This window comes from Nocardioides sp. S5-5, assembly GCF_054954065.1.
In genome coordinates this window covers 864350-889545 of record NZ_CP199913.1, presented here as the reverse complement: position 1 = coordinate 889545, position 25196 = coordinate 864350, and the positions used below count along the sequence as shown (strand labels likewise).

General features: G+C 71.4%; 29 protein-coding genes, 2 tRNA genes and 1 pseudogene. 8 read left to right on the top strand and 24 right to left on the bottom strand.

Annotated elements, in window-relative coordinates; all coding sequences use genetic code 11:
- Positions 1–110: 110 nt before the first annotated feature.
- Complete coding sequence (locus tag ACUP6Y_RS04225) at positions 111–1022, bottom strand: SDR family NAD(P)-dependent oxidoreductase (RefSeq protein ID WP_462554375.1); 912 nt, start codon at positions 1020–1022, stop codon at positions 111–113.
- Between the two features lie 81 nt (positions 1023–1103).
- Here ACUP6Y_RS04225 and ACUP6Y_RS04220 point away from each other — a divergent pair, with 81 nt between their 5' ends.
- Positions 1104–2030 carry an AraC family transcriptional regulator gene (locus ACUP6Y_RS04220; protein WP_462554373.1) on the top strand — a complete coding sequence of 309 codons (927 nt, stop codon included), beginning with the start codon at positions 1104–1106 and terminating at the stop codon, positions 2028–2030.
- A gap of 1154 nt (positions 2031–3184) precedes the next feature.
- Here the strand turns inward: ACUP6Y_RS04220 and ACUP6Y_RS04215 are convergent.
- From ACUP6Y_RS04215 to ACUP6Y_RS04175, 9 genes are all read right to left on the bottom strand, one after another.
- Positions 3185–3823 carry a Fic/DOC family protein gene (locus ACUP6Y_RS04215; protein WP_462554371.1) on the bottom strand — a complete coding sequence of 213 codons (639 nt, stop codon included), beginning with the start codon at positions 3821–3823 and terminating at the stop codon, positions 3185–3187.
- Positions 3820–4005: an antitoxin VbhA family protein gene (locus tag ACUP6Y_RS04210; protein WP_462554369.1), complete on the bottom strand. Its 186-nt coding sequence runs from the start codon at positions 4003–4005 to the stop codon at positions 3820–3822. The genes ACUP6Y_RS04215 and ACUP6Y_RS04210 overlap by 4 nt, the downstream gene beginning before the upstream one ends.
- 380 nt (positions 4006–4385) lie before the next feature.
- Positions 4386–4461, bottom strand: a tRNA-Ala gene (locus ACUP6Y_RS04205).
- 50 nt (positions 4462–4511) lie between these two features.
- A complete protein-coding gene (gene sepX, locus ACUP6Y_RS04200; RefSeq protein ID WP_462554367.1) occupies positions 4512–5372 on the bottom strand; it encodes a divisome protein SepX/GlpR in 861 nt (286 codons plus the stop codon).
- A gap of 107 nt (positions 5373–5479) precedes the next feature.
- Positions 5480–6133, bottom strand: coding sequence for a GNAT family N-acetyltransferase (locus ACUP6Y_RS04195; protein ID WP_462554365.1), 654 nt, complete (start codon positions 6131–6133; stop codon positions 5480–5482).
- A complete protein-coding gene (locus ACUP6Y_RS04190; RefSeq protein ID WP_462554362.1) occupies positions 6130–6612 on the bottom strand; it encodes a MogA/MoaB family molybdenum cofactor biosynthesis protein in 483 nt (160 codons plus the stop codon). The genes ACUP6Y_RS04195 and ACUP6Y_RS04190 overlap by 4 nt, the downstream gene beginning before the upstream one ends.
- Complete coding sequence (gene moaC / locus ACUP6Y_RS04185) at positions 6609–7085, bottom strand: cyclic pyranopterin monophosphate synthase MoaC (RefSeq protein WP_462554360.1); 477 nt, start codon at positions 7083–7085, stop codon at positions 6609–6611. Before moaC ends, ACUP6Y_RS04190 begins: the two co-directional genes overlap by 4 nt.
- A complete protein-coding gene (locus ACUP6Y_RS04180; RefSeq protein ID WP_462554358.1) occupies positions 7078–8277 on the bottom strand; it encodes a molybdopterin molybdotransferase MoeA in 1200 nt (399 codons plus the stop codon). The genes moaC and ACUP6Y_RS04180 overlap by 8 nt, the downstream gene beginning before the upstream one ends.
- Positions 8270–9661 carry a UTP--glucose-1-phosphate uridylyltransferase gene (locus ACUP6Y_RS04175; RefSeq protein ID WP_462556620.1) on the bottom strand — a complete coding sequence of 464 codons (1392 nt, stop codon included), beginning with the start codon at positions 9659–9661 and terminating at the stop codon, positions 8270–8272. Before ACUP6Y_RS04175 ends, ACUP6Y_RS04180 begins: the two co-directional genes overlap by 8 nt.
- Before the next feature lie 29 nt (positions 9662–9690).
- On the opposite strand from ACUP6Y_RS04175, the gene ACUP6Y_RS04170 reads away from it, so the two are divergent.
- The gene (locus tag ACUP6Y_RS04170; RefSeq protein WP_462554356.1) at positions 9691–10293 is read left to right on the top strand and encodes a 5-formyltetrahydrofolate cyclo-ligase; all 603 of its coding nucleotides are present in this window, start codon (positions 9691–9693) and stop codon (positions 10291–10293) included.
- Here the strand turns inward: ACUP6Y_RS04170 and ACUP6Y_RS04165 are convergent.
- On the bottom strand, positions 10277–12892 hold the full coding sequence (locus ACUP6Y_RS04165) for a penicillin acylase family protein (protein WP_462554354.1): 2616 nt from the start codon (positions 12890–12892) through the stop codon (positions 10277–10279). The genes ACUP6Y_RS04170 and ACUP6Y_RS04165 overlap by 17 nt on opposite strands.
- A 95-nt stretch (positions 12893–12987) precedes the next feature.
- Between ACUP6Y_RS04165 and ACUP6Y_RS04160 the strand changes: the two genes are divergently transcribed.
- The 3 genes from ACUP6Y_RS04160 (at position 12988) to ACUP6Y_RS04150 (ending at position 14423) form a co-directional block, all read left to right on the top strand.
- Positions 12988–13311 (top strand): FmdB family zinc ribbon protein, encoded by a 324-nt coding sequence (locus tag ACUP6Y_RS04160; protein WP_462554352.1) that lies wholly within the window; start codon positions 12988–12990, stop codon positions 13309–13311.
- A 51-nt stretch (positions 13312–13362) separates the two neighbouring features.
- Positions 13363–14019: an SAF domain-containing protein gene (locus ACUP6Y_RS04155; protein ID WP_462554350.1), complete on the top strand. Its 657-nt coding sequence runs from the start codon at positions 13363–13365 to the stop codon at positions 14017–14019.
- Between the two features lie 62 nt (positions 14020–14081).
- Positions 14082–14423 (top strand): large conductance mechanosensitive channel protein MscL, encoded by a 342-nt coding sequence (locus ACUP6Y_RS04150; protein ID WP_462554348.1) that lies wholly within the window; start codon positions 14082–14084, stop codon positions 14421–14423.
- Here the strand turns inward: ACUP6Y_RS04150 and ACUP6Y_RS04145 are convergent.
- Both ACUP6Y_RS04145 and ACUP6Y_RS04140 read right to left on the bottom strand, forming a co-directional pair.
- Positions 14386–15297 carry a hypothetical protein gene (locus ACUP6Y_RS04145; protein ID WP_462554347.1) on the bottom strand — a complete coding sequence of 304 codons (912 nt, stop codon included), beginning with the start codon at positions 15295–15297 and terminating at the stop codon, positions 14386–14388. The two genes, ACUP6Y_RS04150 and ACUP6Y_RS04145, sit on opposite strands and share 38 nt — an antisense overlap.
- A complete protein-coding gene (locus ACUP6Y_RS04140) occupies positions 15294–16364 on the bottom strand; it encodes a hypothetical protein (protein ID WP_462554346.1) in 1071 nt (356 codons plus the stop codon). Before ACUP6Y_RS04140 ends, ACUP6Y_RS04145 begins: the two co-directional genes overlap by 4 nt.
- 94 nt (positions 16365–16458) lie before the next feature.
- On the opposite strand from ACUP6Y_RS04140, the gene ACUP6Y_RS04135 reads away from it, so the two are divergent.
- On the top strand, positions 16459–17097 hold the full coding sequence (locus ACUP6Y_RS04135) for a TetR/AcrR family transcriptional regulator (RefSeq protein ID WP_462554345.1): 639 nt from the start codon (positions 16459–16461) through the stop codon (positions 17095–17097).
- Between the two features lie 2 nt (positions 17098–17099).
- Here the strand turns inward: ACUP6Y_RS04135 and ACUP6Y_RS04130 are convergent, their stop codons facing one another.
- The 3 genes from ACUP6Y_RS04130 to ACUP6Y_RS04120 form a co-directional block, all read right to left on the bottom strand.
- Positions 17100–17816 carry a helix-turn-helix domain-containing protein gene (locus tag ACUP6Y_RS04130; protein ID WP_462554344.1) on the bottom strand — a complete coding sequence of 239 codons (717 nt, stop codon included), beginning with the start codon at positions 17814–17816 and terminating at the stop codon, positions 17100–17102.
- 107 nt (positions 17817–17923) lie between these two features.
- A complete protein-coding gene (locus ACUP6Y_RS04125) occupies positions 17924–18097 on the bottom strand; it encodes a hypothetical protein (RefSeq protein ID WP_462554343.1) in 174 nt (57 codons plus the stop codon).
- An 11-nt stretch (positions 18098–18108) separates the two neighbouring features.
- Positions 18109–19479, bottom strand: a complete 1371-nt coding sequence (locus tag ACUP6Y_RS04120) for an LCP family protein (protein ID WP_462554342.1) — start codon at positions 19477–19479, stop codon at positions 18109–18111.
- 202 nt (positions 19480–19681) lie between these two features.
- Here ACUP6Y_RS04120 and ACUP6Y_RS04115 point away from each other — a divergent pair.
- Positions 19682–19754: transfer RNA gene (locus ACUP6Y_RS04115), tRNA-Arg, on the top strand.
- Between the two features lie 216 nt (positions 19755–19970).
- On the opposite strand, the pseudogene ACUP6Y_RS04110 reads toward ACUP6Y_RS04115, so the two are convergent.
- The 6 genes and pseudogenes from ACUP6Y_RS04110 to ACUP6Y_RS04085 all read right to left on the bottom strand — a co-directional run.
- Positions 19971–20133, bottom strand: a pseudogene (locus ACUP6Y_RS04110) (IS5/IS1182 family transposase); the annotation flags it as partial.
- 261 nt (positions 20134–20394) lie between these two features.
- Positions 20395–20787 carry an aconitase family protein gene (locus ACUP6Y_RS04105; RefSeq protein ID WP_462554341.1) on the bottom strand — a complete coding sequence of 131 codons (393 nt, stop codon included), beginning with the start codon at positions 20785–20787 and terminating at the stop codon, positions 20395–20397.
- 566 nt (positions 20788–21353) lie between these two features.
- Positions 21354–21758, bottom strand: a complete 405-nt coding sequence (locus ACUP6Y_RS04100; RefSeq protein WP_462554340.1) for a hypothetical protein — start codon at positions 21756–21758, stop codon at positions 21354–21356.
- Between the two features lie 108 nt (positions 21759–21866).
- The gene (locus tag ACUP6Y_RS04095) at positions 21867–22772 is read right to left on the bottom strand and encodes an FAD-dependent oxidoreductase (RefSeq protein ID WP_462554339.1); all 906 of its coding nucleotides are present in this window, start codon (positions 22770–22772) and stop codon (positions 21867–21869) included.
- Positions 22769–23362, bottom strand: a complete 594-nt coding sequence (locus tag ACUP6Y_RS04090) for a hypothetical protein (protein ID WP_462554338.1) — start codon at positions 23360–23362, stop codon at positions 22769–22771. Before ACUP6Y_RS04090 ends, ACUP6Y_RS04095 begins: the two co-directional genes overlap by 4 nt.
- Positions 23363–23391: 29 nt before the next feature.
- Positions 23392–23823, bottom strand: a complete 432-nt coding sequence (locus ACUP6Y_RS04085; protein ID WP_462554337.1) for an Ohr family peroxiredoxin — start codon at positions 23821–23823, stop codon at positions 23392–23394.
- Between the two features lie 111 nt (positions 23824–23934).
- On the opposite strand from ACUP6Y_RS04085, the gene ACUP6Y_RS04080 reads away from it, so the two are divergent.
- On the top strand, positions 23935–24531 hold the full coding sequence (locus ACUP6Y_RS04080) for a TetR/AcrR family transcriptional regulator (protein WP_462554336.1): 597 nt from the start codon (positions 23935–23937) through the stop codon (positions 24529–24531).
- Positions 24532–24573: 42 nt separating this feature from the next.
- Here the strand turns inward: ACUP6Y_RS04080 and ACUP6Y_RS04075 are convergent, their stop codons facing one another.
- Positions 24574–24879 (bottom strand): Clp protease/crotonase-like domain-containing protein, encoded by a 306-nt coding sequence (locus ACUP6Y_RS04075; protein WP_462554335.1) that lies wholly within the window; start codon positions 24877–24879, stop codon positions 24574–24576.
- A 134-nt stretch (positions 24880–25013) separates the two neighbouring features.
- A complete protein-coding gene (locus ACUP6Y_RS04070) occupies positions 25014–25175 on the bottom strand; it encodes a hypothetical protein (protein WP_462554334.1) in 162 nt (53 codons plus the stop codon).
- Positions 25176–25196 lie beyond the last annotated feature (21 nt).

Below are 25196 nucleotides of genomic sequence, written 5' to 3'. Positions count from 1 at the left end.
TTACTACGACAGATTGAGTCTTAGTTATCTCAGATACTAGTTGTCTTAGTCAAGAAGCGTCATGGACATGCCCGCCGTTCGGTCCCGAGCGATCCCGGAGGACCGCCTCGTCAGCCGAGGACCTCCTCCGCGAGCCCCCACAGGCGATCCGCGGTCTCCAGATCGAGGGCGTGCGGTGCGACGCCGTGGTCACCGTCCGCGACGACCTCCGCTGGCCGGTTGTCCTCGAAGTAGCGGCCGGTGATCCCGCGTACGTGCGGGGATCCGGCCAGCAGCGCAGCAGTGGAGGCACCCTGCGGCGGGTTCTTGAAGTAGTCCGGCTCGACCAGACTGCCCGCCTCGTCCATGGCGCCCATGGCGCGCATGGTGTCGTCGTCGACGTGACGCTGGAGGCCGGTCAGGATGTAGCCGGGATTGAGGGCGTTGGCGACGATGCCGTCGTCCGCCCATCGGGTGGCGACCGCCACCGCCAACAGGATGTCGGCCGACTTCGACTGGCCGTAGGCCGTCCATCGATCGTAGGGGCGGCGGTCGAAGTGCAGGTCGTCGAGCTCGACGGGCGCGGACCGGTGCGCTCCGGAGCTCACGACGACGATGCGTGCGTCGTGCGCGTCGGCCAGGGATCGGCGCAGGCCACGCGCGAGCGCGAAGTGGCCCAGGAAGTTGGTGGCCAGGTGAAGCTCCCAGCCCTCCGCAGAGAGCTCGCGGGTGGGGACCGCCATGATGCCCCCGTTGGCGACCAGGGCATCGAGCGGGCCCTCCCACTCCTCGGCGAACCGGCGCACGGAGTCGAGGTCGGTGAGGTCGAGGCGGCGCTGGACCAGGCCGGGCAGCGCCGCATCCACCGGACGTCGCACCGCCGCCGTCACCTCGGCGCCCGCACCGAGCAGGGCGCGGGACGTCTCGAGACCCAGCCCCGAGGCACCTCCCGTCACCACCACCCGCTTGCCACGCAGGTCGACGTCTGCCAGTACGTCGGCCGCCGTCGAGCGGGGGCCGAACGGAATCGAAGGAGTGCCCATGCCTCGAAGGTAGGCAGGACCTCTCGGACGATCCATGACAATGAGTCCGCACTTCTTGCGTCATCGTCCAGACTGGACGCCATGGATCCCTTGGTGGACATCCTCACCCTGCTCGACGCCCGCAGTCGCCTCTCGAGCCGGTTCGCCGCGGGCAGCGGCCCCTGGCGGGTCGACTTCGAGCCACCCGACGGCCTGAAGTTCAACGCCGTGCTGACCGGCGCATGTCAGCTCGTCGTCGACGGTCTCGAGCCGATGAGCGTCGGCGCGGGCGACTGCTATCTCCTCACCCGCCCCCTTTCCTTCGCCCTCGCCAGCGACCCGTCGGCCCCAGCGGTCCCGGCCGCGGACGTCTTCGCACACCCCGTCGACGACACCGCCGTCGTCGGCTGCGCGCCCGGCGAGGCGCCCTCCTTCACCGCGCTGGGTGGCAGCTTCGCCTTCTCCGGTCCGGCCGCGCGCCTGCTCGACGTACTGCCGCCGGTGCTCCTCGTCCCGCGCGGCGCCGCGGTCTCCGACGGCCTGGCCGAGACCCTGGCGTCGATCGACCGCGAGCTGCGCCATGACCTGCCCGGCGCGCCGGTCGTGGCCCAGCACCTGGCCATCGTGATGCTGGTGCGGATGGTGCGCTGGCACCTCGCCCACGAGTCCGCACTCCCGCAGGGCTGGCTGCGGGGCCTCGCCGACCCGGTCGTCACCACCGCGCTCACCGCGATCCACGAGACCCCCGACCGCGGCTGGACCGTCGCGGAGCTCGCCCGCGCCAGCCGCGTCTCTCGCTCCACCCTCGCGCAGCGGTTCAGTGACACGGTCGGCATGGGCCCGATCGAGTACCTCGTCGACTGGCGGATGGAGCTCGCCGCCCGCCACCTGGCCCTGGGGGACGACAGCGTCGCCCGGGTCGGCCGGCGCCTGGGCTACGCCTCCGAGAGCACGTTCAGCACGGCCTTCAAGCGGATCCGAGGCGTCACCCCCTCCCACCACCGGCAGCGTCAGCGGACGACGGAGTAGCGCTTCCTACCGAGGCTACGCGGGAGACGTGAGCGAACTCCTTGGCGGCCTCGAGGTCCATCAGAGTGGGATCCGGGACGATGTGGTGGCCTTCGGTGTCAGCTGTCGAGCACGGCCGAGCAAGCTGGCCACCGCACCGGCGCCCGCCAGCACAGTCGTGACGTCTCCTGGACGCCGGAGCAGGCACCTCGCACAACGACACGGAACGACACGAGGTGCGGCTGTCCGTGGTTGCACTCGGGCGCGTCGGGCGAACTCGACTGCCGAAAGCACTACTTGAACGCTGGCGTTCAAGTCTCGAACGCTGACGTTCAAGTAGCTCCCCGCGACAGGGAGCGACCTCCAGGCGATCCGGATCGCTGTCGTGGCCAGCGACCCTACTTGAACGCTACTCGAAACACTTTCGAGCAGATGCGTGACGGCAAACGAGGTTGACGCCGCGCTCGCGGCTGACCCCAGCGAGGTAGGCCCCCGACTCCTCGCAATGCACGAGGACCAGTGGTTCGACCGCACGTCGGTCCGCACCGCGGCCACGGATCTCGGCAAGCCGCTGACCGCGTTCGCCAACGCCGAGGGCGGTGCCGAGCGCGCAGCGTAGTCCGCGGCGGACCTGGCGGTCGGCGTCGGTGCCGGTCAGGCCGGGGACCTCGGTCAGGTCGAGCAGGTCCGGCGGCGCCGACGGCTCGCCGGTCAGGTGGAGCGGGGCGGCGGGGACACGAGGGAACAGCGCAGTGGGCGGGATCATCTGCCGGTTGTAGTCCCGCGACGGATGGTCTGCACTCCCCCGTGGTCGGCTGGTTCGATCAGCGGCGCCTGGACTGTCCGGCCGGCGGGCTCGCGGCATGAGTGGGAACGAATGGCGAATGGACACCTGTCCTCCTCTTCAAGGACGGTGCCCATCTGCCTACTTGGTGGAAGTTTCAGGACAACTATCGAACTTGCCCGAACCCCTGAGCAAGATGCTGCGGAACGAGAAACCGCTGGTCAGACGGGGTGTAGAGGTGTAGCCGTTCGGGACAGGCGAGTGCCGACCCGGAAGGTTGTCCGCCTGTCGAGACGACAGCGAGAGGAACTGGTCGCGCGCCGCCATGCAGGTGCCTTGCAGCGGGAACTGGCCGTTTCCTACGGCATCCACATCGAGACGGTCCGCGCGATCATCGGTCGATCAGAACAGTTCCGATGACCTCCGACAGAGGGCCGGTGTCGCCGGCAGCGCGAGCGACGTGGCATGCATCGTGAAGCTGCTCCATCTCGACACGCTCCCATGCCATCCGCGGCCCGGTCTCCTCCAGGAGTTGGACGAAGAACTCGCGCTGCGCCCGCCCGTTGCCCTCGCGGAACGGGTGAGCGAAGTTGAGGTAGTCGTACAGGTATGTCACCTCGGCAACCAGACCGTCTGCCTCGACGTTCCTGAGCCTGTCGGTCTCGGCGATTCGTGCCGCAACGTGAGCGACTGGTCGCTCGATCTCGAACGGCGGCATGAACGACGTGTCATCGCCCTTGCCCTTCGCGAGGCCCACCGTCCGCAAATCCCCAGCCCACTCATAGACGTCCTGGACGAGTTGACGGTGCAGTGCCTTCAGATGGGAGAGGTCGTACGCCCGGACAACCAGCCCGGGACGCTCCCGAAGCTCGGCGAGCCGGTACTCCAGCAAGTCGTTCTCAGCGGCCCGCAACTGCTCGACGGTCGTCGCGCCCACCTTGTTGCGCAGCACCTCTGACCCCGGCTCGATCAGGTAGCCGTCCCAGCGTGCCTGATGGTCGCCGACCTCCCACGGCCGCGGATCACTCAAGTGAGTCCATAGCGAGCACGAACCCGCTCGCCGAGCTGGTCGATGTCGATCTCCCCACGAACGTAGGCATCCTGGTCCGAACGCGTCGCATCCGTGCTCCGAGCGCCCTCAAGCTCAGACGAGCGCCGCGCATCCGCGATCACACGTTCGCGATCCGTAGCCCGCACCGGTACTGAACCCATGGCCTCATCGTAGACCGCAGCGGGGACATGGTGCCGCAGTCACGTCGATCCGTCACGAATCACATCGCCCACTAGGACGTGCCCGTACGCGGAAGCCGCGCGGTCCGCGGCCATGGCTGCGCAGGTCGTACAGGGTCTGCACGGAGACGTGCAGCCGGTCGGCGAGCTCCGTCAGGGTCAGGACGGGCTCGGGGGTCTCCGGGCGGTCGTTCGCGGTGTCCATGACGGACAGATGCGCGAGGCGGTCCGAAAACGCAGATGCGCCGATCGAACTACGGCCAGAGACGTCAGCGGGATGGGGCGAAGTGCCGAGTAAATGCCAAGACAGGGTTCCTTCTCCTCGTGTGAGGTTCTGGAACCCTGCCGCTGACCTGCGTACTTGGTGGAGGTGAGGGGATTCGAACCCCTGACCTTCTCATTGCGAACGAGACGCGCTACCAACTGCGCCACACCCCCAAGCGAGGAGAAACGGTAGCACCCGGCGACAGGCGTCACCGAATCGGGGGTCAGCCTCCGGAGGCGCGGCGCTGCTCGGCGTCGGCGGTGGCTGCGTCCTGGGCGCGCTGGGCGTCGGCCTCGCGGGCCAGTAGGGAGTCGGCCTCGTTGCGGCCCGAGCTCCAGACGCCGGTGGAGTCGAGGTCGATGGTGCGGACGGTCCGGCCGGCGGGGGCCTTGGCGACGTACGTCGGCAGCGGGACCGGGACCGGCGTCCAGCCCTGCGCGGGGGTGGCGGCCTCATCGAGGACCTCGGCGGTGACGACCGGGATCTCGTCGGTGTCGTCGCGCGGCTCGTCGGTCTCGGCGGCGTCCTCGGAAGCGTCCTCGGCGGCGATGGCCTCGTCCGCGAGAGTCGTACGACGCCTGCGCGCCTGGGACGCGCGGGCGGCGCGCTCGCGCTTGACCATGAGCCGGCAGGCGACCAGCCACGCGACCATCAGGGATGCCGGCGCGGCGAGCCAGGGCCAGGCGACGACCTTGCCGATCGCGAGGGCGGCGACGGCCACGATGGCGAGCAGCAGCAGGTTGACCACCCGGCGGCGGCGCGCGGCGGCCCGGCGAGCGGAGGTGGCGACAGGGCGGGTGGCACGCGGCGCAGGGGTGGGCGCCGCGGGCTCCTCGACCCGCTTCCCGGACGACTTCTCAGAGGTCTCGGGCGTCTCGGACGACTTCTCCGGCCGGCCGGTCGCGACCAGCTCGGCCTCGGTGGACGACACCGCATCCCGCCGGGCGAGCACCCGCAGCCGGTCGGAGAACCCGTCGACCGAGCGGCTGGAGGCGTCCTCCTCGTGGCGTCGCAGCGCCATCGGGATGAGGTAGACCGCCCACGCCACGAACAAGGCGACGAAGATCAGCGAGCTCAGGTCCACACCGAGAGGTTAGGAGCGGTACCTGACTGCGGGGCGCATGTCCATCGGTGTGTCACAGATTGATTCGTGTGACTCATGTGATTTGCCGGCTCCCCCGACAAGTCACGCTAGGCAGGACCTCCGGCAGAACGGTCGAGACGGATCAGCACGCCCCGGGGGGCCTCCTCGCGGGTGACGGCGAAGATGCGGTGGTCACGCCACTCGCCGTCGATGTGGAGGAAGTACGGCGCGTAGCCGATCTCGCGGATGCCGAGCTTCTCCACGACGCGCAGGGAGTTGGAGTTCTCGGGGCGGACGCAGATCTCGATGCGGTGCAGGCCGCCGAGGAAGAAGCAGTGGTCGATCACCATCGCGACGGCGCGGGGGATCACCCCGCGGCCGGCGAACTCCTGGTCGATCCAGTAGCCGACCGACGCGAACTGGGCGGAGCCGCGGACGATGTTGTTGACGCTGACCTGACCGGCGAAGACGCCGTCGACCTCCACCACGAACGGGTACGTCGTTCCGCGGCGCGCGGCCCGGCGCAGCCGCTTGACCAGGGCTCGGAACGAGGTGGGTCGGGCGTCGGAGCCGGGCGGGGCGGTGGCGTCCCAGGGGCCGAGCCACAGGGCGTTGCGGCGGCGGGCCGTGCGCCAGGCGCGGGCGTCGGTGCCGGCGATGGGGCGCAGCCGGACGACGGGATCGGTGCCGGAGATGAGCTCGTTGGGCCAGGCACGGCCGGGTACGCCGACGACCATCCGCTCGCGGGGGGCGTCACTCAATGGTCGCTCCCGACGATCTGCTCGACGGCATGCAGCAGCACCGGCTCGAGCACGGCGAGCGCGTCCTTCACGCCGCCGCGCGAGCCGGGGAGGTTCACGACGAGAGCGGAGCCGGCGACGCCGGCCAGTCCCCGCGACAGGACCGCGGTCGGGACGCCCTTCGCGACACCGGCCGCGCGGATCGCCTCGGCCAGGCCGGGGACCTCGCGGTCGAGCAGTGGCCGGGTGACCTCCGGAGTGCGGTCGGTGGGGGTCAGGCCGGTGCCGCCGGTCGTGAGCACCACCCGTGCCCCGTCGCGTACGGCGAGCGCGATCGCCGCGCCCACCGGCTCGCCGTCCGGCCGGACCACCGGCTCCCCCACGGAGAAGCCCCAGGAGCGCAGTGCGGACACGATGAGCGGACCGGTCGTGTCCGCATAGACCCCCGCCGCGGCGCGGTTCGACGCCACCACCACCGCCGCTGGGAGAGGAGCGGTCACCGCGACCAGTCCCCCGACGTGCCGCCGGTCTTGGTCTCGACCCGGACGTCGGTGATGACCGCGCCCTTGTCGACCGCCTTGACCATGTCGACCACCGTGAGCGCCGCGACCGACACCGCGGTGAGCGCCTCCATCTCGACACCGGTGCGGTCGGTGGTCTTGACCGTCGCGGTGATCTCGACGGCGTCGTCGGCGACCGTGAGGTCGACGCTCACCCCGGAGATGGACAGCGGGTGGCACAGCGGGACCAGGGCGGGCGTCTGCTTGGCGCCCATGATCCCGGCGATCCGGGCCACGGCGAGCGCATCGCCCTTCGGCACGCCCTCGCCGCGCAGCAGGGCCACCACCTCGGGCGAGACGTGTACCCGGCCGGACGCGGTCGCGACCCGGTGGGTCACCTCCTTGGCCGAGACGTCGACCATCCGGGCGGCGCCGGAGGCGTCGACATGGGTCAGCCGCGGCGCGTCAGCCATGGCGGTCCTCCTGGGGTCGCGGATGCAGGGCGAGGACCTCGACGAGCGTGCCCTCGGGCACCAGCCTCCCCGAGGGCGGTACGACGAGCAACGCGTCGGCCGCGGCGAGCAGTCGCTGCGAGTGGCCGGCGTGCCCCGGCAGCGGCCGGACCGCTCCGGCCGCGTCCACGACGGCGGGCAGCAGCACGGTCCGGTCGCCGGCCTGGACGGAGGCGGCCAGCGGCGCGGTCACCGGCCGCGAGGGCGTGCCGGCGAGCGCGTCGAGCAGCGGGACGACGTACAGCAGGAAGGCGGCGTAGGCGGCGATCGGCGTCCCCGGCAGGGTGACGACGGGGACCCGGCGGCCGTCGGAGGCGACGAGCGCGCCGCACCCCTGGGGGCGGCCCGGCCTCATCGCGACCGGGCCGAACCAGAACGCGGGGTCGTCGCTCAGGACGGCCTTGACGACGTCGTGGTCGCCGGCGGAGATGCCGCCGGTCGTGACGACCACGTCGGCCGCCTCCGCCGCGGCCGCGAGCAGGGCACGGAAGCCGTCGTGGTCGTCCGGAGCGGGCCCGAGCGCGGTGGCGTCGGCACCGGCGGCGCGGCCGGCGGCCACCAGGGTGGGCGAGTTGCTGTCGGGCACGTGGCCCTCGACCAGCTCGGCGCCGGTGGAGAGGACGGCCAGCCGCGGGCGGGCCTGGACCGTGACCGACGAGGCGCCGACGGAGGTGAGCAGGCCGAGCTGGGCCGGGCCGAGCCGGACCCCGGCGGCGACGGCGACGTCACCGGCCCGGACGTCCTCCCCCTCGAACCGGATGTGCCGCCCGGCGTCCGCCCGCCGGAGCACCTCGACCGGGTCGGACCCCGAGGTCCATTCGAAGGGCACGACCAGGTCGGCCCCCGGGGGCACCGGCGCGCCGGTCATGATCCGGACCGCCGTACCGGCCGCCAACGGCCGCACCGCGTCACCCGCCGCCACGGCGCCGGTCACCGGCAGCGACGCCGGCACCGTCGCGACGTCGGCGGCACGCACCGCGAAGCCGTCCATCGCCGCATGGTCGAACGGCGGCACCGACAGGGTCGCGACCACGTCGACGGCGAGCCGGCGCCCCAGCGCGTCGGCCAGCGGCACGACCTCCGGCGCCAGCGAGGTGACGCCCTGGAGCACCCGCGACCGGTGCTCCTCGACCGGACAGGCCGGGTCAGTCATCCGACCCCGAGAGCACCTCGCCCGCTGGGACCCGCTGGGCGCCCTTGGCGTCCAGCTCGACACTGCCGACGACCTGCACGCCGCGGCCGAAGGTCCAGTCGCCGCGGATCCGCAGCGCCGTGGACCGGGACAGCAGCGGCTCCCCGTCGGGGAAGCGCTGGTCGAACTCGTGGATGGTCCGGTAGTAGCCGGAGTCGAGGTCGACGTACGGGACGTCGGCGGCGACCTGGGTGAGCGCGAAGTCCGCGCCGATCTCGTAGACGTCGGAGCGCAGGATCAGCAGGTCGTTGGTGGTCTTGACCGGGATGAAGCGGTCGCGGCCGACCTCGATCAGCCGGGCGCCGTCGAAGATCTCGATGGCCGCGCCCATGGCGGTCTCGATCTGGACCACCTCCGGCGACGCGGGGTCGGCGGGGTCGACCGGCTTGACGTTGCGGATGAGCGGCAGCCCGAGGATGCCCTCGCGGTCGTCGAGCACCGCCTTCATCGCGTGCAGGTCGAACCACAGGTTGTTGGTCGAGGTGAACCGGTGCCGGTCGAGGTCGGCGAGCGCCTCGCGGTCCTCGGGCAGGGTCTGCGCGGTCTCGCGCAGCACGATCCGGCCGTCCGCCTTGCGCTGGGCGAAGTGGCCGCCCTTGCGGTCGGAGGGAGTACGGCGGACCGCCTCGATCGCGAACGGCGCTCCCGATGCGGCGAACCACCCGGCGATCCGCGGGTCCGGGACGGCGCCGAGGTTGTCGGAGTTGGAGACGAAGACGTAGCGGTAGCCCTGCTCGATCATCCGCGCGATCAGGCCGGCGCCGCGCAGCGCGGTGTAGACGTCGCCGTGGCCGGGCGGACACCACTCGAGGTCGGGGTCCTTCGCCCAGCTGACCGGCGTGAGGTCCGTGGTGAGGAGCCGCGGCTCCTTGTTCTGCAGGAACTCCAGGGGCAGCCCCTCCACCGGCAGGTCCTCGTAGCGGCCGAGCGCGTGCAGCGTGTCGGCGGAGGTGCGGAAGGAGTTCATGAGCAGCAGCGGCAGCCGGGCGTCGTACTTCTGGCGCAGGTGCAGCGCCTGCCGGGCGATGATGTCGAGGAAGGACAGGCCGCGACGCACGCACAGCAGCGACTTGGCTCGCTCCATCCCCATGGAGGTGCCGAGCCCCCCGTTGAGCTTGATCGCGACCGTCTTGCCGATCGCGTCGGCGGCGACGTCGTCGGGGACCTCCACGTCGGCGAGGCTCTCCATGTCGACCGGCTCGATCGTCGACTCCGGGATCATGCCGGTCTCGCCGTGCTCCAGCAGCCGGTAGTAGTGCGCGAACGTCTCGATCGCCACGGGGTCGACCCCCGCGTCGAGCATCTTCGCCCGCGCCTTCTCGAGGCCGCCACTGCGACCACTCATACCCATACTGCCGATCGTAGGCTTCCTGCGTGACAGGTCCACATCCGCTCCACGGAGCGGCCAAGATCGCGGCTCGCGACCAGCTCCTCACCGCCCGCCGGCGCCGCTCGCTGACCGAGGTCGGGGCCGCCGCGCGAGCCATCGCCGAGCACCTCCTCGCGACGCCGGAGGTACGCCGGGCGGCCACCGTCGCGGCGTACGTCTCCGTCGGCACCGAGCCCGGCACCACCGCCCTGCTCGACCTCCTGCTCGACGCGGGCAAGCGGGTCGTGCTGCCGGTGCTGCTGCCCGACGACGACCTCGACTGGGCGCCTTACCACGGCCCCACCTCGCTGGCTCCCGCCCGTCGCGGCCTGCTCGAGCCGGTGGGCGGCCGGCTCGGCGTCGAGGCGGTCGCCACCGCCGACGTCGTCCTGGTGCCCGGCCTCGCGGTCTCGCCCACCGGACTCCGGCTGGGCCGCGGCGGCGGCTCCTACGACCGGGCCCTGGCCCGGGTGCCGGTCGGCACCTTCACCTGCGTGCTGCTCTACGACGACGAGGTGCTCCCCGACGTGCCCGCCGAGCCGCACGACCGGCCGGTCACCGCGGCCGCGACCCCCGGCGGGGTGCTGAGGCTCAGCCCTCGGGCGTGAGCAGCAGCACGTCGTCGGCGGCCCGGTCGACCGCCTTCTCCGAGAACACCCACGGCAGCGTCTCGCCCCGGGCCCACAGGTCGGTCTGGTCGGTGTAGTGGGGGTGGAAGGCGTGCCCGGAGACGCCGGTGAGGTTGATCCAGCGGGCGGCGTCGAGGTCGTCCATCGGGACGACCATCCGCATCGAGGGAGCGGTCGCGACCTGGTAGCCCTCCCGCGCGTACCACGAGGTCGCGTTGACCAGCGAGCCACCGCCGCCGACCTCCCAGCCGCCGCGGTTGAACAGCCGCTCGACGATCCCGATGCCGGACTCCCCGAGCGTCGAGGAGCGCAGCTCGAGCTCGTGCAGCGCGCCCCAGGTCCACTCGGCGGCGTTCGGCGACTCCAGCGCCGTGAGCTCGTCGCGGGCCGCGATCATCGCGTCGCGCAGGATGTCGGTGCGCCGCTCGACCTTGTCGTCGGTGCGCACGTCGTCCCACCACGGGCTCTTGCCACGCGGCAGCAGCGCGCTGACCACCGCGAACCACCGGTCGCCCCCGTCGGGCTGGATCACCTCCGGCAGCTCGTCGGCGAAGGTGCGGGCGAGCACCTCGCGCCACACCACGTTGAAGTACGCCGCCGCCGCGCTGTCGGCGTCCTGCTGGTAGTTCCACGACTTCAGCAGCCGCTGCCCGTCGGAGTAGTAGCCGCGCGGCAGCTCCACGTCGAGGAGGTACGGCGTCAGCGCCTCCCCGATCGCGCTGCGGTCGTCGAGCTGGATGGCCGCCATCCCCTCGACGCTGAGCTCGTCGTCGGCGGCGAGCAGCCGGTTGATCCGGTCCGAGCGGTAGCCGAGGTCCCAGTCCGAGGTGAGGTACGGCGGGTAGCGGGCCGGGTCGATCACCGCCTGGTTGGCGGTGGCGATGATCCCGGAGTCGGGGTCGAGCACGCTGGGCAGCTCGTCGTAGGGCACCACGTCGCCGGTCCAGTCGGTCTCCTTCAGCCAGCCCGCCGCGGGCAGCCGGCCGTCGTTGCCGGGACGCCGGATCGGGACGACGCCGGTCGCCTGGTAGCCGATGTGGCCCTCGGTGTCGGCGTACACGACGTTCTGGCCGGGGACCGCGAAGGACGACAGCGCCTTGTGGAACGAGGTCCAGTCGGAGGCCCGGTCGAGCAGGAGCAGCGCGTCGGCGGTCGGGCGTGGGGTGAGCGCGGTCCAGGCCAGCGAGACGGCGGGGTCGCTCTCGTCCTGGGCGGCGGCGACGTCGTCGATCTGGTCGAGCAGGCCGTCGTCGGTGACCTCGAGCCCGTCCTCGGCGGCGAACCGCGCGAGGTCCGAGAGGAGCGGGCCGTGGCTGGTGGAGCGGACGACGATCTCGACGTCCTCGCCGCCGCGCACCCCGATCGTCTCGGTGCGCCGGGTCAGCGGGAGCTGCTGGCCGTCGTACTCCCACGCGTCGCCGGTGACCCGCTCGACGTACAGGTCGGTCACGTCGGGACCGAGGTTGGTGAAGCCCCAGGCGATGTCGCGGTTGTGGCCGATCACGACGCCGGGCACGCCGGAGAAGCTGAACCCGGCGACGTCGTAGGGGCACTCGGCGGACAGGGTGCGGCAGTGCAGACCCACCTGGGTCCACACGCCCGGCAGCGAGATGCCGAGGTGCGGGTCGTTGGCGAGGATCGGCGAGCCGGTGTCGGTGTGATCGCCGTCGACGACCCAGGCGTTGCTGCCGATGCCGTCGCCCTGGCCGAGCAGCGGGGGTACGCCGGCCAGCACCGCGCGCACCCGCGTCAGCGACCGCACGGTGGCCGGGTCGCCGAGCGGCGGGCGGCCCAGCGCGCCGCCAGCGGCGCTCGCGTCCTGGTCGAAGGCGCCGTCGACCACGCCGCCCTGCTGGACGATCGGGGCGTGCTCGGCGTACGGGTAGGTGGGGTAGAGGTCCTTGGTGCGCTCCGCGCCGACGGTGGCCGTGGTGATCGCGCGGCCGATCTCCTCCTCGAGGTTGCCGCGCAGGTCCCAGGCCATCGCCTTGAGCCAGGCGACCGAGTCGACGGCGCTCCACTGCTCGGGCTGGTAGTCGAGACCGGTGATGCCGAGCAGGCTGTACTCCAGCGACAGCTGCGAGGTCGAGCGGCCCTCGAGGTAGGCGTTCACGCCCTCCGCGTAGGCGTCCAGCGCGCTGCGGGTGGCCGGGCGCAGCAGCGCGACCTCCTTCTCGGCGACGTCGCGCCAGCCGAGGGTGCGCACCACCAGGTCGGTCTCGAGGCCGGACTCGCCGAAGAGCTCCGAGAGACGCCCGGCAGTGGCGTGGCGGCGCACGTCCATCTCGAAGAAGCGGTCCTGCGCGTGGACGAAGCCCTGCGCCAGCATCAGGTCGTGCGTGGAGTCGGCGTAGATCTGCGGGATGCCGTGGTCGTCGCGGACCACCCGCACCTCGCCGTCGAGGCCGCTGACCGACAGCTCGCCTCCGGTCTGCGGCCAGGAGCGGCGCACCCCGACGACCGCGGTGGTCAGGCCCGCGACGAGGACGAGGACGAGCAGCACGCCCAGGGCCACGGTCCAGCGCAGCCAACGGGGCCATCGGGTCCGGGCCGGGGAGGGAGAGTCGAGGTCCGCCATGGTGGCGCCATTGTGCCGTGCGGTTGCCTGCTGGCGTAGCATTGGCACTCGCCCGGCAAGAGTGCTAGGGCGAGAGTGCCAAGCGAGGAACGTCGATGCCCACCTACCAGTACCTGTGCACCGAGTGCGGTCACGCCTTCGAGCAGGTCCAGAAGTTCAGCGACGACGCCCTGACCACGTGCCCCGAGTGCACCGGCAAGCTGCGCAAGGTGTTCAACGCCGTCGGCGTCGTGTTCAAGGGCTCGGGCTTCTACAAGACCGACAGCAAGTCGTCGAGCAGCGCGTCGAGCACGCCGGCCGCGTCGTCGAGCGACGCGAGCAGCGCGTCCTCGAGCTCGTCGGCCCCCTCAGGCTCGTCGAGCTCGTCGAGCGAGTCCTCCGGCTCGTCCAGCTCCAGCTCGGCCGCCTCGCCCGCCTGAGCCTGTGGATGACGCCGGCAGCCGGCGTCGCGGCGGCCTACGGTCGCCGGCATGGAGACCCGCGACCCGCCTGCCCGCTCGCCCCTGCGTCGCCTGCGTGACGCCCGAGACGGCGTACGACGCCGGGTCCTGCGCCGCCGTCGCCTGATCGCCGCCCTGCTGCTCGGTCTCGGCGCCGCCGTCGCCGTGCGCTCCCTGGCGCCGCCACCACCCGCGACCGCGGCGGTCCTGGTCGCCGCCCGGGACCTGCCGGCCGGCCGGGAGCTCTCGCCGGCCGACGTCGTGACGGTCGAGGTGCCGCCGGCCGTCGTGCCGCACGGGGTGGCCCGCGACCCGGTCGGTCGCCGACTGGCCGCTCCCCTGCGCGCCGGGGAGCCGGTCACCGACGTGCGCCTGGTCGGTCCGGCCCTGGGCACGGCCCAGCCCGCCGGCACCGTCGTCGTACCGATCCGGCTCTCCGACGCCGCGCAGGTGACGCTGCTGCGTCCCGGCGACCGGATCAGCCTGCTCGGCACCGACACCCAGACCGGCACGACCGACCTGCTGGCGCCCGTCGCCACCGTCCTCGCCGTCCCCGACCCCGTCACGGGCGCCGACGGCGCGCTTCCGGGGCGACTCGTCGTGCTGGCGCTAGATTCGGATGTCGTCTACCACGTCACGTCGGCGTCCGCTGCCGAATACGTGACTTACACATGGAGTCGCAGTTAGTTTCTGTTGCCAAGAAGAGGGGTCCCGACCTCCACCACCGTCTCGGGACAGAGGAGAGATTCATGAACGGCTTCAAGAAGTTCATCCTGCGAGGCAATCTGGTCGACCTGGCCGTCGCGGTCATCATCGGCGCCTCGTTCGCGACCGTCGTCAACACCTTCGTCAACTGGCTCACCGCCCAGATGCCCGACTCCGCCAGCGACGTCTTCAGCAACGCGCCGAACTCGTTCGGCGCCTTCCTCAACGCCGTCGTGGCGTTCGTGATCCTGGCCGCCGTCGTCTACTTCCTCGTGGTCATGCCATACACGAAGGCCAAGGAGCGCTTCTTCCCGGACCCGGAGCCGGGTGAGGCCGAGATCGACGTGCTCAGGCAGATCCGCGACTCGCTCGCGAGCCGCGCCTGAGCGCCGCACGATCAGACCGAGGGCCGGTGGGCGCACCCACCGGCCCTCGCCATGTCCGCAGGACTCGGTCGGCGATCCGGCCCAGCGTGGCCGAGGCGACCACCACGACCGCGATGCCGATCAGCCAGGTGGCCACGCCCAGCACCAGCCCGAACGCGCCGAAGCGGTGGACGACCGCGACGACGTGCGCCGGCATCACGGCGGCCGCACCCACGCAGTACGCCACCAGCGCGACCCCGCTCAGCGCTGCGCTGAGCAGCAGCCGGCGCCAGGCGACCCGCCCGCAGAGCAGCACGTGCAGCGACCACCACCACAGCGCCGCGAGCAGCACGGCCTGCAGGATCAGCCGCAGGCCCACGGGCATGCCCGCGTCCCGGGCCAGCCAGCCACCGACGGCCACGCCCTGGAGCGCGGCCAGCCAGCACAGCAGCCAGCCCAGCGCGCGGGCCCGGGCGCGGATGCCGACCATCCGAGGCAGGTCCCACACCTTCTCGTAGGCGCGCAGCACGGCGCGGGCGAAGGACGAGGCCGACACCAAGATCACCACCCCGCTCAGCACCCCGACCTGGGAGCGGACCTCCGCCGACGGCCGGGCCACCGCCCCCGAGCTCGAGACCAGGTCGCTCGCGGCCCGGTCGAGGCCGGTCAGGCCGGCGAAGCGGTCGATGCCGGTGCGGGTGAGGTCGGCCGGCAGGAACGCGACCAGCACGACGACCAGCGGGATCAGCGCCAGCAGCGCCTGGGCGGCGACGACCACCGAGCGGTCCAGCACCTCGACCCGGCGGAACTCCGCGACCGTCTCCCCTGCCACCGGGAACCGCTGAGCGAGCCGCTGCCCGAGGGCGCGGGCCCGCGCGAGCCAGCCGCCGCTCATGCGGCGGGCGACTCGGTGTCGCGGCCGGCCGCCGCGGCCAGGGCGGCGGCGATCGTCACCAGCGCGGCCAGGACCAGCAGCGCCGCGTGGCCCCAGCCGAGGATGACCAGGACGGCGGCGAGGACCCCGAGCAGGCTCGCGGTGTGGCCGGTGGGCGGCCGCGGGCGTCGTACGTCGACCGTGGTGGCCGCGAGGCCGAGGAGCAGCACCCCGGCCACCAGGACAGCGGTGAGCAGGCCGCGCTCGAGCAGGTGCAGCAGGTGGTCGTAGTAGTGGTCCACCGCGAGCCGGCTCGCGATGTCGGCGGGCACGTGGTCGGCGGCGATCCGCTTGCCGACGCCGACCACGACCCGCAGCAGCACCATGGCCCAGGCGATGGCGACCAGGGTGCAGGCGGCGGTCCGGCGGCGGCGGACGGCGACCAGGGCGGCGGCCGCGACCAGGCACAGGGTCAGCACGGGCAGCCACCAGGCCAGCCGGTCGAGCAGGTCGACCGCGTTGCGGGCGGTGGTCAGCCCGTCGGCGTCGGCCACGTCGACGACCAGCGTGATCGGCGGGATGGTGGTGACGATGGAGAGCCCGGCGGCGGCCAGCCGGCTGCGGACCACCTCCACCAGCCCGGTCAGGTCCATCTGGATCCGGCCGGCGGTGATCACCACGCCGGGCGGCTCCTCACCGGTGAGCAGCCGGACCAGCTCGGCGTGCCCGAGCCGGTTGGCGGCGACCCAGAGTCTGCGGAACTCGTCGGAGCGGACCACGTCGCGCGCGGTGTCCGCGATCCAGTCCTCGACCACCCTCGCGAGCGGCGCGGCGAGGAACCCGGCCTTCGGACCGAGCGCGTCCTCGGCGTACCCCACCAGGTCGAGGCGGGCGGCGATCGCGTCGGCGACCTTGTCGGCGACCTCGGTCTGGATCACCGGATCGCCGGCGAGGGGCGCGACCGAGGACAGGTAGCGGTCGGTGTCGAGGATCTGGCCACGGCCCCACACCGCGACGACCGACGCCATGGCGCAGACGACGGCGAGCAGAGCGAGGAGACTGGCCACGGCAAGGCGCACCCGGCGCATCGGCGACCTCCGGTCGGCGTATCATGACGGACTTTGCACGGTTCCCGGTCCGGCAAATTTTGTGACGCGAGCGTAGCAAAATGGGGGAGGCATCATGGGGAAAGAGAAGAGGGAGCGCGCGGCCCATCTGGGGCCCGAGCGCCGCCGACCCCAGATCCTGGACGCGGCGCGGCACCTCGCGCTGCGCGGCTCGCTGGCCGACATCACCTTCGCCAACGTCGCCGCCGAGCTCGACGTCACCCGGCCCACGATCTACTCGGTCTTCCCGGACCGCGACGCCCTCATCGCCGCGCTGATCGAGCGCGACGCGGCCGAGCTGATGACCGTGGTCGGCGCGGCCCTCTACAGCGTCACCAGCCTCGACGACCAGGAGTCGGCCTTCGTCTCCGGGTTCGAGGCGCTGCTCGACACCGTCGAGACCCACGGCGACCTGTGGCGGTTCATGGTGTTCGCCTCGCCCGACGACCCGCGCAGCATCGCGTTCGCCGACCAGCGCCGCGAGATCGCGCGGCACGTCGCGGCGATCCACCTCGCCGACGTCCCACCCGGCGAGCCGGTGCCGAGCGACGGCGAGAGCCTCCTGCTCCTGGAGTTCTTCATGTCGGCGGCCGAGTCCGCGGTCCGCATCCACCTCACCACGGACCGCTGGACCAAGGAGGAGATCGCCGCGACCTACGGACCGGCGGCGTACCGCGCGACCCGGCCGCACCGGGCCGGCCGACAGCCGGACTGAGCTCAGCCGGCGACGGGGAGCGACGCCGATCGCCCGGCGGTGCGCTGCATCCGCAGCATCAACGCCGCCGACGGGACCGTGCCCCCGTTGACGTAGGCCGAGAGCCGCGAGGGCGACGTACCGATCATGGTGGCGAACTGGCGCTGGGTCAGGCCGCTGCGGGCGACGTACGCGCGGACCTGGGCGCTGACCACGCGTCGCTCGTTGGAGATCTGGATCTCCTGGCAGGCCGCCTGGATGCACCGGACGACGTCCGCCGCGTCGGGGCCGAGGACCGCGGCCCCGCGGGCGGCGACCTCGTCCAGGTCACCCCAGGGGCGGGCGAGCAGCGGGCGCAGGGCGGAGCGCAGCGCGGCCAACTCGCCCCGGACCCGCGGGCCGTCGGACGGCGCCAGGCCGATCGCGACCAGCCAGGCGCTCTGCATCTGCAGGCGAGCGACCAGGGTGTCGACGGACTCGTCGGCGCCCTCGTCCTCGTCGAGCAGTCGCCGCAGCCGGGGCGCGTCGCGCAGCAGGGCGAACAGCGCGGACACCCGGCTCGCCCCCGTCGTACCGGCCTCCTCCAGGCGCCGGTGCCGGCGCGCCAGCCCTTGCTCGCCGAGCAGCCGGATCAGCCGGTCGAGCTCGCGCAGCGCGCTCTGGTCCGGCGCCCGGACCAATCGGTCCAGGTTCGTCGCCACCGCGTCCATGACCCCCACAGGTCCCGCCGGCCTCGTCATCGTCGTCCCCCTCGAGGAAATCCTCTGAGAGGAAGATACGACGCCCGTGAACAAAAATGCTACGCAAGCGTAGGATTTGTGGGTGAGGTCACCTCACGCGCGGACCGTCAGTCGCCGTGGTGCGGCGGGACCTGGGCCTTGAGCCAGCGCTCGCTCGCGCTCTCGCGGCTGGCGGGAGGCGTGTCGTCGCGCTCGTCGGAGGTCACCGACGGCTCGGCGTCGCCGAAGATCTCGGCCAGCCGGCGCCGGCGCTCCCAGTCGGTCTCCCGCTGCTCGCCCACGACGACCGGCCTCAGGTGCATAGACCGGCGGCCTCGCGGCCGGAGGCGCTCAGGCCCGTGGCCGGCGGGGTCTCGCCGTCGGTGGCGGTGTCGCCCGGCGTACCGCTGGGCGTGCCGGAGGCGCTGGCCGTGTCGGACGGCGTGCCCGTCTCGGAGGGGGACTCGGTCGCGTCGTCGGTGGCGGACGGCGAGCCGTCGGGCTTGTCACCGGCGCTGAGCGCGTCCTTGAGGAACTCGGCGGTCAGCGGCTTGTCCTGGCGGACCAGCTGCCACAGCTTGTTGACCTCGGGCGTCCACTCGATGCCGGAGCTCACCTTGTCGGAGTAGACCCACGGCGTGGTGATGAACTTGATGTTGTCGGCGCCGATGCCCTTCGCGGTGACGGCCAGGTCGGCCATCTGCGCGATGCCCTTGAAGTCGGTCTGCAGCGACGACGTCGCGGCGTTCATGAAGCTGATCATCCGGTCGGGCCGCGCGATCATGCCGGCGGTGAGCGCCTTGTTGATCATCGAGCCGATGAACGCCTGCTGGCGCCGGGTTCGGTTGGGGTCGGTGCCGTCGCCGATCCGGTAGCGGGCCCGGACGTAGGTGAGCGCCTCGTTGCCCTTGATCTCGCGGGTGCCCGCCTTGAGGTAGATGTGGCGCACGTCGTCGTCGATGTCGTCGGGGATGCAGACCTCGACGCCGTCGAGGGCGTTGACCATGTCCTTGAACTGGTTGAAGTCGACCACGACGTAGTTGTCGACGCGGACCTTCGTGACCTGCTCGAACTGCTGGATGGTGCAGGCCGGCCCGCCGTACGCGAAGGCGGCGTTCCACTTGTCGTACGACGTCGCCGCCCGGATCTCGGCGCCGTCCGGCTTGTAGCAGGTCGGCCGCATCACGGCGGTGTCGCGCGGGATGGAGATGCCGTAGGCGAACTCCCGGTCGGCCGAGAGGTGGAACAGGATGGTGGTGTCGGACAGCCCGCCGGTCGACGCGCCGTCGATGCCGTTGCCCTTGCCCGAGCGGGTGTCGGAGCCCATGACCAGGATGTTCATCGGCTCCTGCGGGCCCGCGACCTCCTTCTCGGGTCGGTTCTTGACCTGCGCCGAGAGGTCGCGACGGTCGATGTTGCCGTTCCAGTTGTTGTAGATCAGCACCACGCCGAGGCCGGTCGCCAGGCCCAGCGACATCAGGCTGGCCAGGATGACCTTGAAGACCAGCTTGCCCGGCTGCGGCGCCTTGCGCCGCCCCCCGGCCACCCGCCGCGCCCCGCCGCTGCGCCGGGCCGGGCGCTCACCGCGGGGCCGGCGCCGGTCGCGATCGGCCCGCGAGGTGGACACCCGCCGCGCGCGGCTCCCGGGCGCGTCGGGGCGCCCGGTCTGATCGTCCTGCGTCATGGATCACCTGGTCGTGTGGCCGCTCGCAGCGGATGGTCTGTTCTCGACGCTGCCGAGTCAGCGGCCGATCGGCACCGGTGGTACCACGCCCACCGTACGGTCCGCGCCAAGCGCGGCGGCGAGTCGCCCACCATTGTCCCCGCTGGCCCCGCGTCGACCCAATCCGGACCGGTCCGCGCCGACCTGACAATATGGTCTCCACGCCCCAGTAGCTCAGTGGATAGAGCAGCCGCCTCCTAAGCGAAAGGTCGCAAGTTCGACTCTTGCCTGGGGCACCGACCGGCATGCGGCGCCAATTCCGTCAGGAACCCATCCCTGACCTGCGGTTATATGCTTGGCCGACACGGCGATCTCTGGATAACGCAGACACCGCTGTTGCACCACGCACTAACCCATCACTCGCCGCTCAACAAAACCTCCCCCGGTATTACCCCGCGGCGCGACCCGTGACCGCGAGGTCACGCAGGACGTCTACCGCTTGCTCGGCGGGGCACCCGGGCATCAAGGTGCAGGTAGAAGTCGATGACGTTGGTGTTCTTCTCGGTGCAGCGGCGGAGTTTGCCGTAGCCGTTCATCCAGGCGTGGGGTGCGCTCGACTTTGCATCGCTGACCAGCTGCCGAGCTCCGCGACGGCCAGCGGATGCCCCTCCTCGCGGCTGCTCACATCGTCGATTCGGCCGGCGTCCGCAGGTGCCCGGCCGCTTCGAGCGGCGGATCAGCCCGCCGCGCCGGAGCATCTCGACCAAGAACTCGGGGAACCTGGTGAGGCTGCGCTCGGCGCCCCTCGCTTCGATCGTGGCGGTGCCGTGCTCGATGTCGAGGGTGACGACGTCGCCCTCGGTGACGAAGCTGGTGGCGTCGGGGATGGTCACCGCAGGCAGCCCGAAGTTGAGGCAGTTGCGCAGGAACAGGGAGTTATACTGTTCGGCGACCAGGGCTGCGACGCCCATTTGTGGTGAACAGTTCGGCGACCAGGCGGCTCGATCCGAGGCCGAAGTTGCGGCCGGCGACCACGATGTCGCCGGGCTCGACGAGATTCAGTGTCGAGACGTAGCCGCGCTCGACGGCCTCGCGGTAGATCTGATGGGAGGCTCGGGTGACGATCAGCCGCACTCCGGGTGCGACCCGGTGGCCTGCCACGACCCGGGCCGCCTTCTCCAGGTCGGGTAGCTGGCCGTTGGCGCAGGAGCCGATGAACGCCTGGTTGATCGGGGTGGGCTCCAGATCGGCCACGGGCACGGCGTTGTTGATGACGGTGCCGGGTCGCGCCACCATCGCGTCGAGTTGGTCCAGGTCGATGCGGCGCACCGCGGCGTACGTCGCGCCGCCGCCCCCTCGCCCACACCACCGGGGTGCTGGTGCCCGCGGTGGCGTGGGAGAGCTGGCCCGCTTCGAGCGCGCACTGTGCCACGACCGGCGTCTCTGCCGGTCCCCGCACTCCTGCCGCTGATCGCGGTCGCGGTGACGGCTGCGACGACCCAGCTCCGGGCTCGGCGCCGTCCAGTGAGCGAGGTCCCGGGTCGTACGGCGGGCAGTCGGCTCGGTGCGTTCAGCGTGCTGCGCGTCCCTCCGCGATGCCGGGCGCCAGCGCCGCTGCCTGCGGCCGCGACAAGGCCTCATCGCGGCGTGGCTCTCGCGTTAGTCATCGTCGGCGACGCCTTGAGGCGTCGACACCTGCAGCGCGAGAATGCCCTGATCGAATCGCGGAGTCACGGTGACTCTAGGCTGCCCAACGAGGGCCGTCCGAGGTCAACCGCGTGCGACAGCGTGGCTCCGGCAGGGGACCGCTTCCACTTGGGCGGTCGTGTACCGCCGGCTGGGCTTGGCGGGCGCGCCGCATGTAGCACCACGCCGATCGGTACGTACTGGCGAGACTACTGCGCCGTCCTCCGGTAGGCCTCGAGGAGCCGTAGCCAGACCTCGCTGATGGTGGGATACGACGGCACCGCGTGCCAGAGACGGTCGAGCGTGACCTCTCCGACGACGGCGATCGTCGCAGAGTGCAGCAGCTCGGCCACGTCCTGCCCGACGACGGTCGCGCCCACGACGACGCGGCGCGCATCGTCCACGACGAGCTTGGCGCGCCCGGCGTACCCGTCCGCATGCAGGCTCGCGCCCGCAACTTGCCCTAGGTCGTACTCCACGGTGCGCACGCCGAGGCCCGCCTCCCTCGCCTGCGTCTCGGTGAGCCCGACCGCGGCGACCTCGGGATCGGTGAACACGACGCGCGGTACGGCACCGTGGTCGGCCGTTGCGACGTGCTGCCCCCAAGCCTCCACAGATGCGGCGGTGCCGTTGATGCGCGCCGCGATAGCCTCCCCGGCGGCGCGCGCCTGGTACTTGCCCTGGTGCGTGAGAAGCGCGCGGCCGTTGACATCGCCGACCGCCTACAGCCAGTCGGTGCCATCGACGAGCATCGTGTCGTCGACAGTCAGGCGCTCGTCGACTCCGACCGTCGCGAGACCAGGGCCGCTGGTGGCGGGGCGACGGCCGGTGGCTACCAGCAGCTCTGCGGCCTGCAGGCTGGAACCGTCGTCCAGCACGAGGTTGACGGTTCCGTCGGTGTTGCGGTCGACGCGGACTGGCGCCGCGCCGATCCGTACGTCAACGCCTTCCTTCTCGAGTGGCGCGGCGAGAATCTCGCCGACGAAGGGCTCCTCGCGCTCGAGCAGCACATCGCGCGAGAGCACGGTGACCTTCGTGCCGAGAGAGGAGAAGGCGAAGGCCATCTCGGTGCCGGCGACGCCGCCGCCGAGGACGATCAGGCTCGCGGGCACGTGGTCGGCCGAGGTGATCTCGCGCGTTCCCCAGGCCCGGGACTCCTCGAGCCCCGGGATGGTGGGGACGACCGGCACGGACCCGGTTGCCAACGCAACGGCGCGTGCGGTATAGACACGGTCTCCGGCCTTGACACGGCCGGGAGCGACGATGGTGCCGAAGCCGCGGATGAGGTCGATGCCGGCGGACGCGACCCATGCGGCCTGTCCGTCGTCCTTCCAGCCGCTGGTGAACTTGTCGCGCCGCGCGAGGACCGTGTCGGCCTCGAGTGTTCCGGTGACGGCCTCGCGCGCACCCGGGACACGGCGGGCGGCACGGAGCGCCTGCCCGCTGCGCAGCAGTGCCTTGGAGGGCATGCAGGCCCAGTAGGAGCACTCGCCGCCGACGAGCTCGGACTCGATGATCGCGACCCGGGCACCCGCTCGAGAGGCGTAGTCGGCGACGTTCTCGCCGACCGGGCCACCGCCGACCACGATCAGGTCGTAGTCGACCGGGCATGTCTGCGGGGTGCTCATGCCTGCTGCTTCCTCAGTGCCGCGCTCAACCTGACAGCCGAGACGAGGAAGAAGATCGCGCCGAGCGCTGCGTAGCCGGCTGCGCCCGAGATCTTGCCGTCGCCCTGGATGCCCTGGGCCAGGAAGCCGAGACCGGCGAACACCGAGATGCCCCCCGACAGCATCTGCGCGACCTGGCCGCCGCTGCGGCGGTTGCGGATCGCGGCGATCAGCTGCGGTACGCCGGCGACGATCGCCCACACGCCCCAGACCGCGAGCGTCGCGGAGATGTCCGTCGACGAGGAGATGCCGAGCGCGACCGCGACAGCGACGCTGACGACGACATTGGTACGCTCGGCGACCTTCGAGCGATGGCGGTCCGGATCGGCGCGCAACTGCCATAGGACGGCACCGGCGTCGAAGAGTGGGTAGATGATGAGCAGAACGGTCAGGAGCGCGCTCGGCTCGGTCCGGTCGGTGAAGGCCGCGAACATGATCCCCACCCAAACGAGGGCGAAGACGAAACGGACGACGTACAGGTCGCGCAGCGAGCGACTAAACGCCGACGCGGCGACGGGTGCGGTGGTGGTGGTGGTTCCGGTGCTGGTCATGATGGCTTCTCTCGTTTCCGGCAGGCCGCTCAGGCGGCAGTGGTGATGAGGGTGACGGGGACGTTGCCGCGGGTCGCGACGGAGTACGGGCATACTTCGTGCGCCGCCGCGACGAGGGCCTCCGCCGCCTCGTGACTGCGGCCATCGCCGACGTGTACGCGCACTCCCGCGCTCAGGGCAAGGCCGCCAGCATCCGTCTTGGCGAGTTCGACCTCGACCGCCACCGTGGAGTCGGTCAGCGGCGCCTTCTGCTGCGCCGCGATCATCTTCAGCGCCGAGTGGAAGCACGAGGCCCAGCCAGCGGCGAACAACTGCTCCGGGTTGGTCGCACCGCCAGGGCCACCCATCGATGCGGGGATGGCGACAGTGACGTCGAGCAGGCCGTCATCGGTGACCGCGCGGCCTCCGGCGCGACCTTCTCCCGTCGAGGTGGCGGTGGTGCGGTAGAGCGTTGTGGACATGATCTCTCCTCTGGTCGAATGAATGTAGAGTTACTAGTACGTCTACGTGAAGAAGGTAGACTAGTTCGTACACCAATGCAAGAGACGGCCACCGAGATCCAGAGAGGGACCATGCAGAACGAGGCACCCGCAGTCACAAGGACAAGGTCCGGTCCTGCCACGCGGGAGCGCATCCTGCAGGCCGCCGCCGAGCTGTTCTACTCAGACGGGATCCGTGCTACGAGCGCAGATCGCATCATCGCTCAGGTCGGGATCACGAAGGTCACCTTCTACCGCCACTTCCCCACCAAGAGCGACCTCGTCGTTGCCTACCTCGCCCAGCAGGCAACGGCAGAGCGCAGTTGGTTCACCGCCATGCGCCAAGCCGACGACCCAGCAGAATCCTTGCGCGCGATCGCCGAGGGCATCGGCGCCGCGAGCTGCAGCCCTGGATTCCGCGGGTGCGCATTCATCAACGCCGCGGCCGAGTTCTCAGATCCGGACGACCGGGTCCGCGCCGCCGTCGAGGAGCACCGACAGTGGATGCTCGACGAGTTCGCCAGCATCGCAGCGGAGGCCGGAGCCCCTGATCCGGTCGCGTCCGCGCGGCAACTCATGATGCTGCGCGACGGGGCGATGGTGAACGGCTACCTCGGCGAAGCCGACTCCGTCGCGGACTCACTCGCCGCGGCGTTCGAGTCGGTGATCACCGCCGCCTCAAAGCCGTGACCCACAAGGAGGAGGGGTCAGGACCGTCGACCGTCTACACACCTAGGACGCACCCCACACCTGCACGAAATCGCGCACAGCCGCCCGATGGTAGGCCGTCGGCTCGGTCGCCTTGTGGCGGGCGACCTCGCGGCCTCCCATGCTCTCCTCCAGCGTGAGATGTGTGGCGCCTCCGCAAGGTCGGCGTTCGCCAGCGCGAATGCCTCGCGGCCCATCGGCCAAGCGGGCGTCGAGTTTGGGGTCGAGCAGCATCAGCTCGCGGGCCTTCTCGAGACCGACGAGGCGATCCAGCAACCAGGCGACCCCGAAGTCGCCGGAGAGGCCGACCGTGGCGAAGGCCGTCTTCATCACGGTGCGCTCGCGCCTGTACGTCTTTGTACATCGCGCTGTCACGCGACCAGCGACGGGTCGACCTCAACGTCTCCGCCGCCTTCGCCGCCGCCATCGTCGAACACCTGGACGTCGCCGCCGGAGCAGAAGGCTCAACCGTTGCCGGTCAGGACGATGGCGCCGATCGAGTCATCGGCCGATAGGTCGGCCGTGTATGCGGCCAACAACTCGAGCATCTCGTCACTCATAGCGTTTCGACGCTCGGCGCGGTTCAGCACCAGCGTCGCCACATCGTCGTCCTGAAACCCGCGCATCTTACGCAGGATCCAGTGACC

Bases quoted from the DNA above. Each gene is read 5' to 3' on its own strand.
- ACUP6Y_RS04225 (WP_462554375.1), bottom strand. From the start codon at position 1,022: ATGGGCACTCCTTCGATTCCGTTCGGCCCCCGCTCGACGGCGGCCGAC.
- ACUP6Y_RS04220 (WP_462554373.1), top strand. From the start codon at position 1,104: ATGGATCCCTTGGTGGACATCCTCACCCTGCTCGACGCCCGCAGTCGC.
- ACUP6Y_RS04210 (WP_462554369.1), bottom strand. From the start codon at position 4,005: ATGGGTTCAGTACCGGTGCGGGCTACGGATCGCGAACGTGTGATCGCG.
- moaC (WP_462554360.1), bottom strand. From the start codon at position 7,085: ATGGCTGACGCGCCGCGGCTGACCCATGTCGACGCCTCCGGCGCCGCC.
- ACUP6Y_RS04180 (WP_462554358.1), bottom strand. From the start codon at position 8,277: ATGACTGACCCGGCCTGTCCGGTCGAGGAGCACCGGTCGCGGGTGCTC.
- ACUP6Y_RS04175 (WP_462556620.1), bottom strand. From the start codon at position 9,661: ATGAGTGGTCGCAGTGGCGGCCTCGAGAAGGCGCGGGCGAAGATGCTC.
- ACUP6Y_RS04165 (WP_462554354.1), bottom strand. From the start codon at position 12,892: ATGGCGGACCTCGACTCTCCCTCCCCGGCCCGGACCCGATGGCCCCGT.
- ACUP6Y_RS04160 (WP_462554352.1), top strand. From the start codon at position 12,988: ATGCCCACCTACCAGTACCTGTGCACCGAGTGCGGTCACGCCTTCGAG.
- ACUP6Y_RS04155 (WP_462554350.1), top strand. From the start codon at position 13,363: ATGGAGACCCGCGACCCGCCTGCCCGCTCGCCCCTGCGTCGCCTGCGT.
- ACUP6Y_RS04150 (WP_462554348.1), top strand. From the start codon at position 14,082: ATGAACGGCTTCAAGAAGTTCATCCTGCGAGGCAATCTGGTCGACCTG.
- ACUP6Y_RS04145 (WP_462554347.1), bottom strand. From the start codon at position 15,297: ATGAGCGGCGGCTGGCTCGCGCGGGCCCGCGCCCTCGGGCAGCGGCTC.
- ACUP6Y_RS04140 (WP_462554346.1), bottom strand. From the start codon at position 16,364: ATGCGCCGGGTGCGCCTTGCCGTGGCCAGTCTCCTCGCTCTGCTCGCC.
- ACUP6Y_RS04135 (WP_462554345.1), top strand. From the start codon at position 16,459: ATGGGGAAAGAGAAGAGGGAGCGCGCGGCCCATCTGGGGCCCGAGCGC.
- ACUP6Y_RS04130 (WP_462554344.1), bottom strand. From the start codon at position 17,816: ATGACGAGGCCGGCGGGACCTGTGGGGGTCATGGACGCGGTGGCGACG.
- ACUP6Y_RS04120 (WP_462554342.1), bottom strand. From the start codon at position 19,479: ATGACGCAGGACGATCAGACCGGGCGCCCCGACGCGCCCGGGAGCCGC.
- ACUP6Y_RS04095 (WP_462554339.1), bottom strand. From the start codon at position 22,772: ATGAGCACCCCGCAGACATGCCCGGTCGACTACGACCTGATCGTGGTC.
- ACUP6Y_RS04090 (WP_462554338.1), bottom strand. From the start codon at position 23,362: ATGACCAGCACCGGAACCACCACCACCACCGCACCCGTCGCCGCGTCG.
- ACUP6Y_RS04085 (WP_462554337.1), bottom strand. From the start codon at position 23,823: ATGTCCACAACGCTCTACCGCACCACCGCCACCTCGACGGGAGAAGGT.
- ACUP6Y_RS04080 (WP_462554336.1), top strand. From the start codon at position 23,935: ATGCAGAACGAGGCACCCGCAGTCACAAGGACAAGGTCCGGTCCTGCC.
- ACUP6Y_RS04075 (WP_462554335.1), bottom strand. From the start codon at position 24,879: ATGAAGACGGCCTTCGCCACGGTCGGCCTCTCCGGCGACTTCGGGGTC.
- ACUP6Y_RS04070 (WP_462554334.1), bottom strand. From the start codon at position 25,175: ATGCGCGGGTTTCAGGACGACGATGTGGCGACGCTGGTGCTGAACCGC.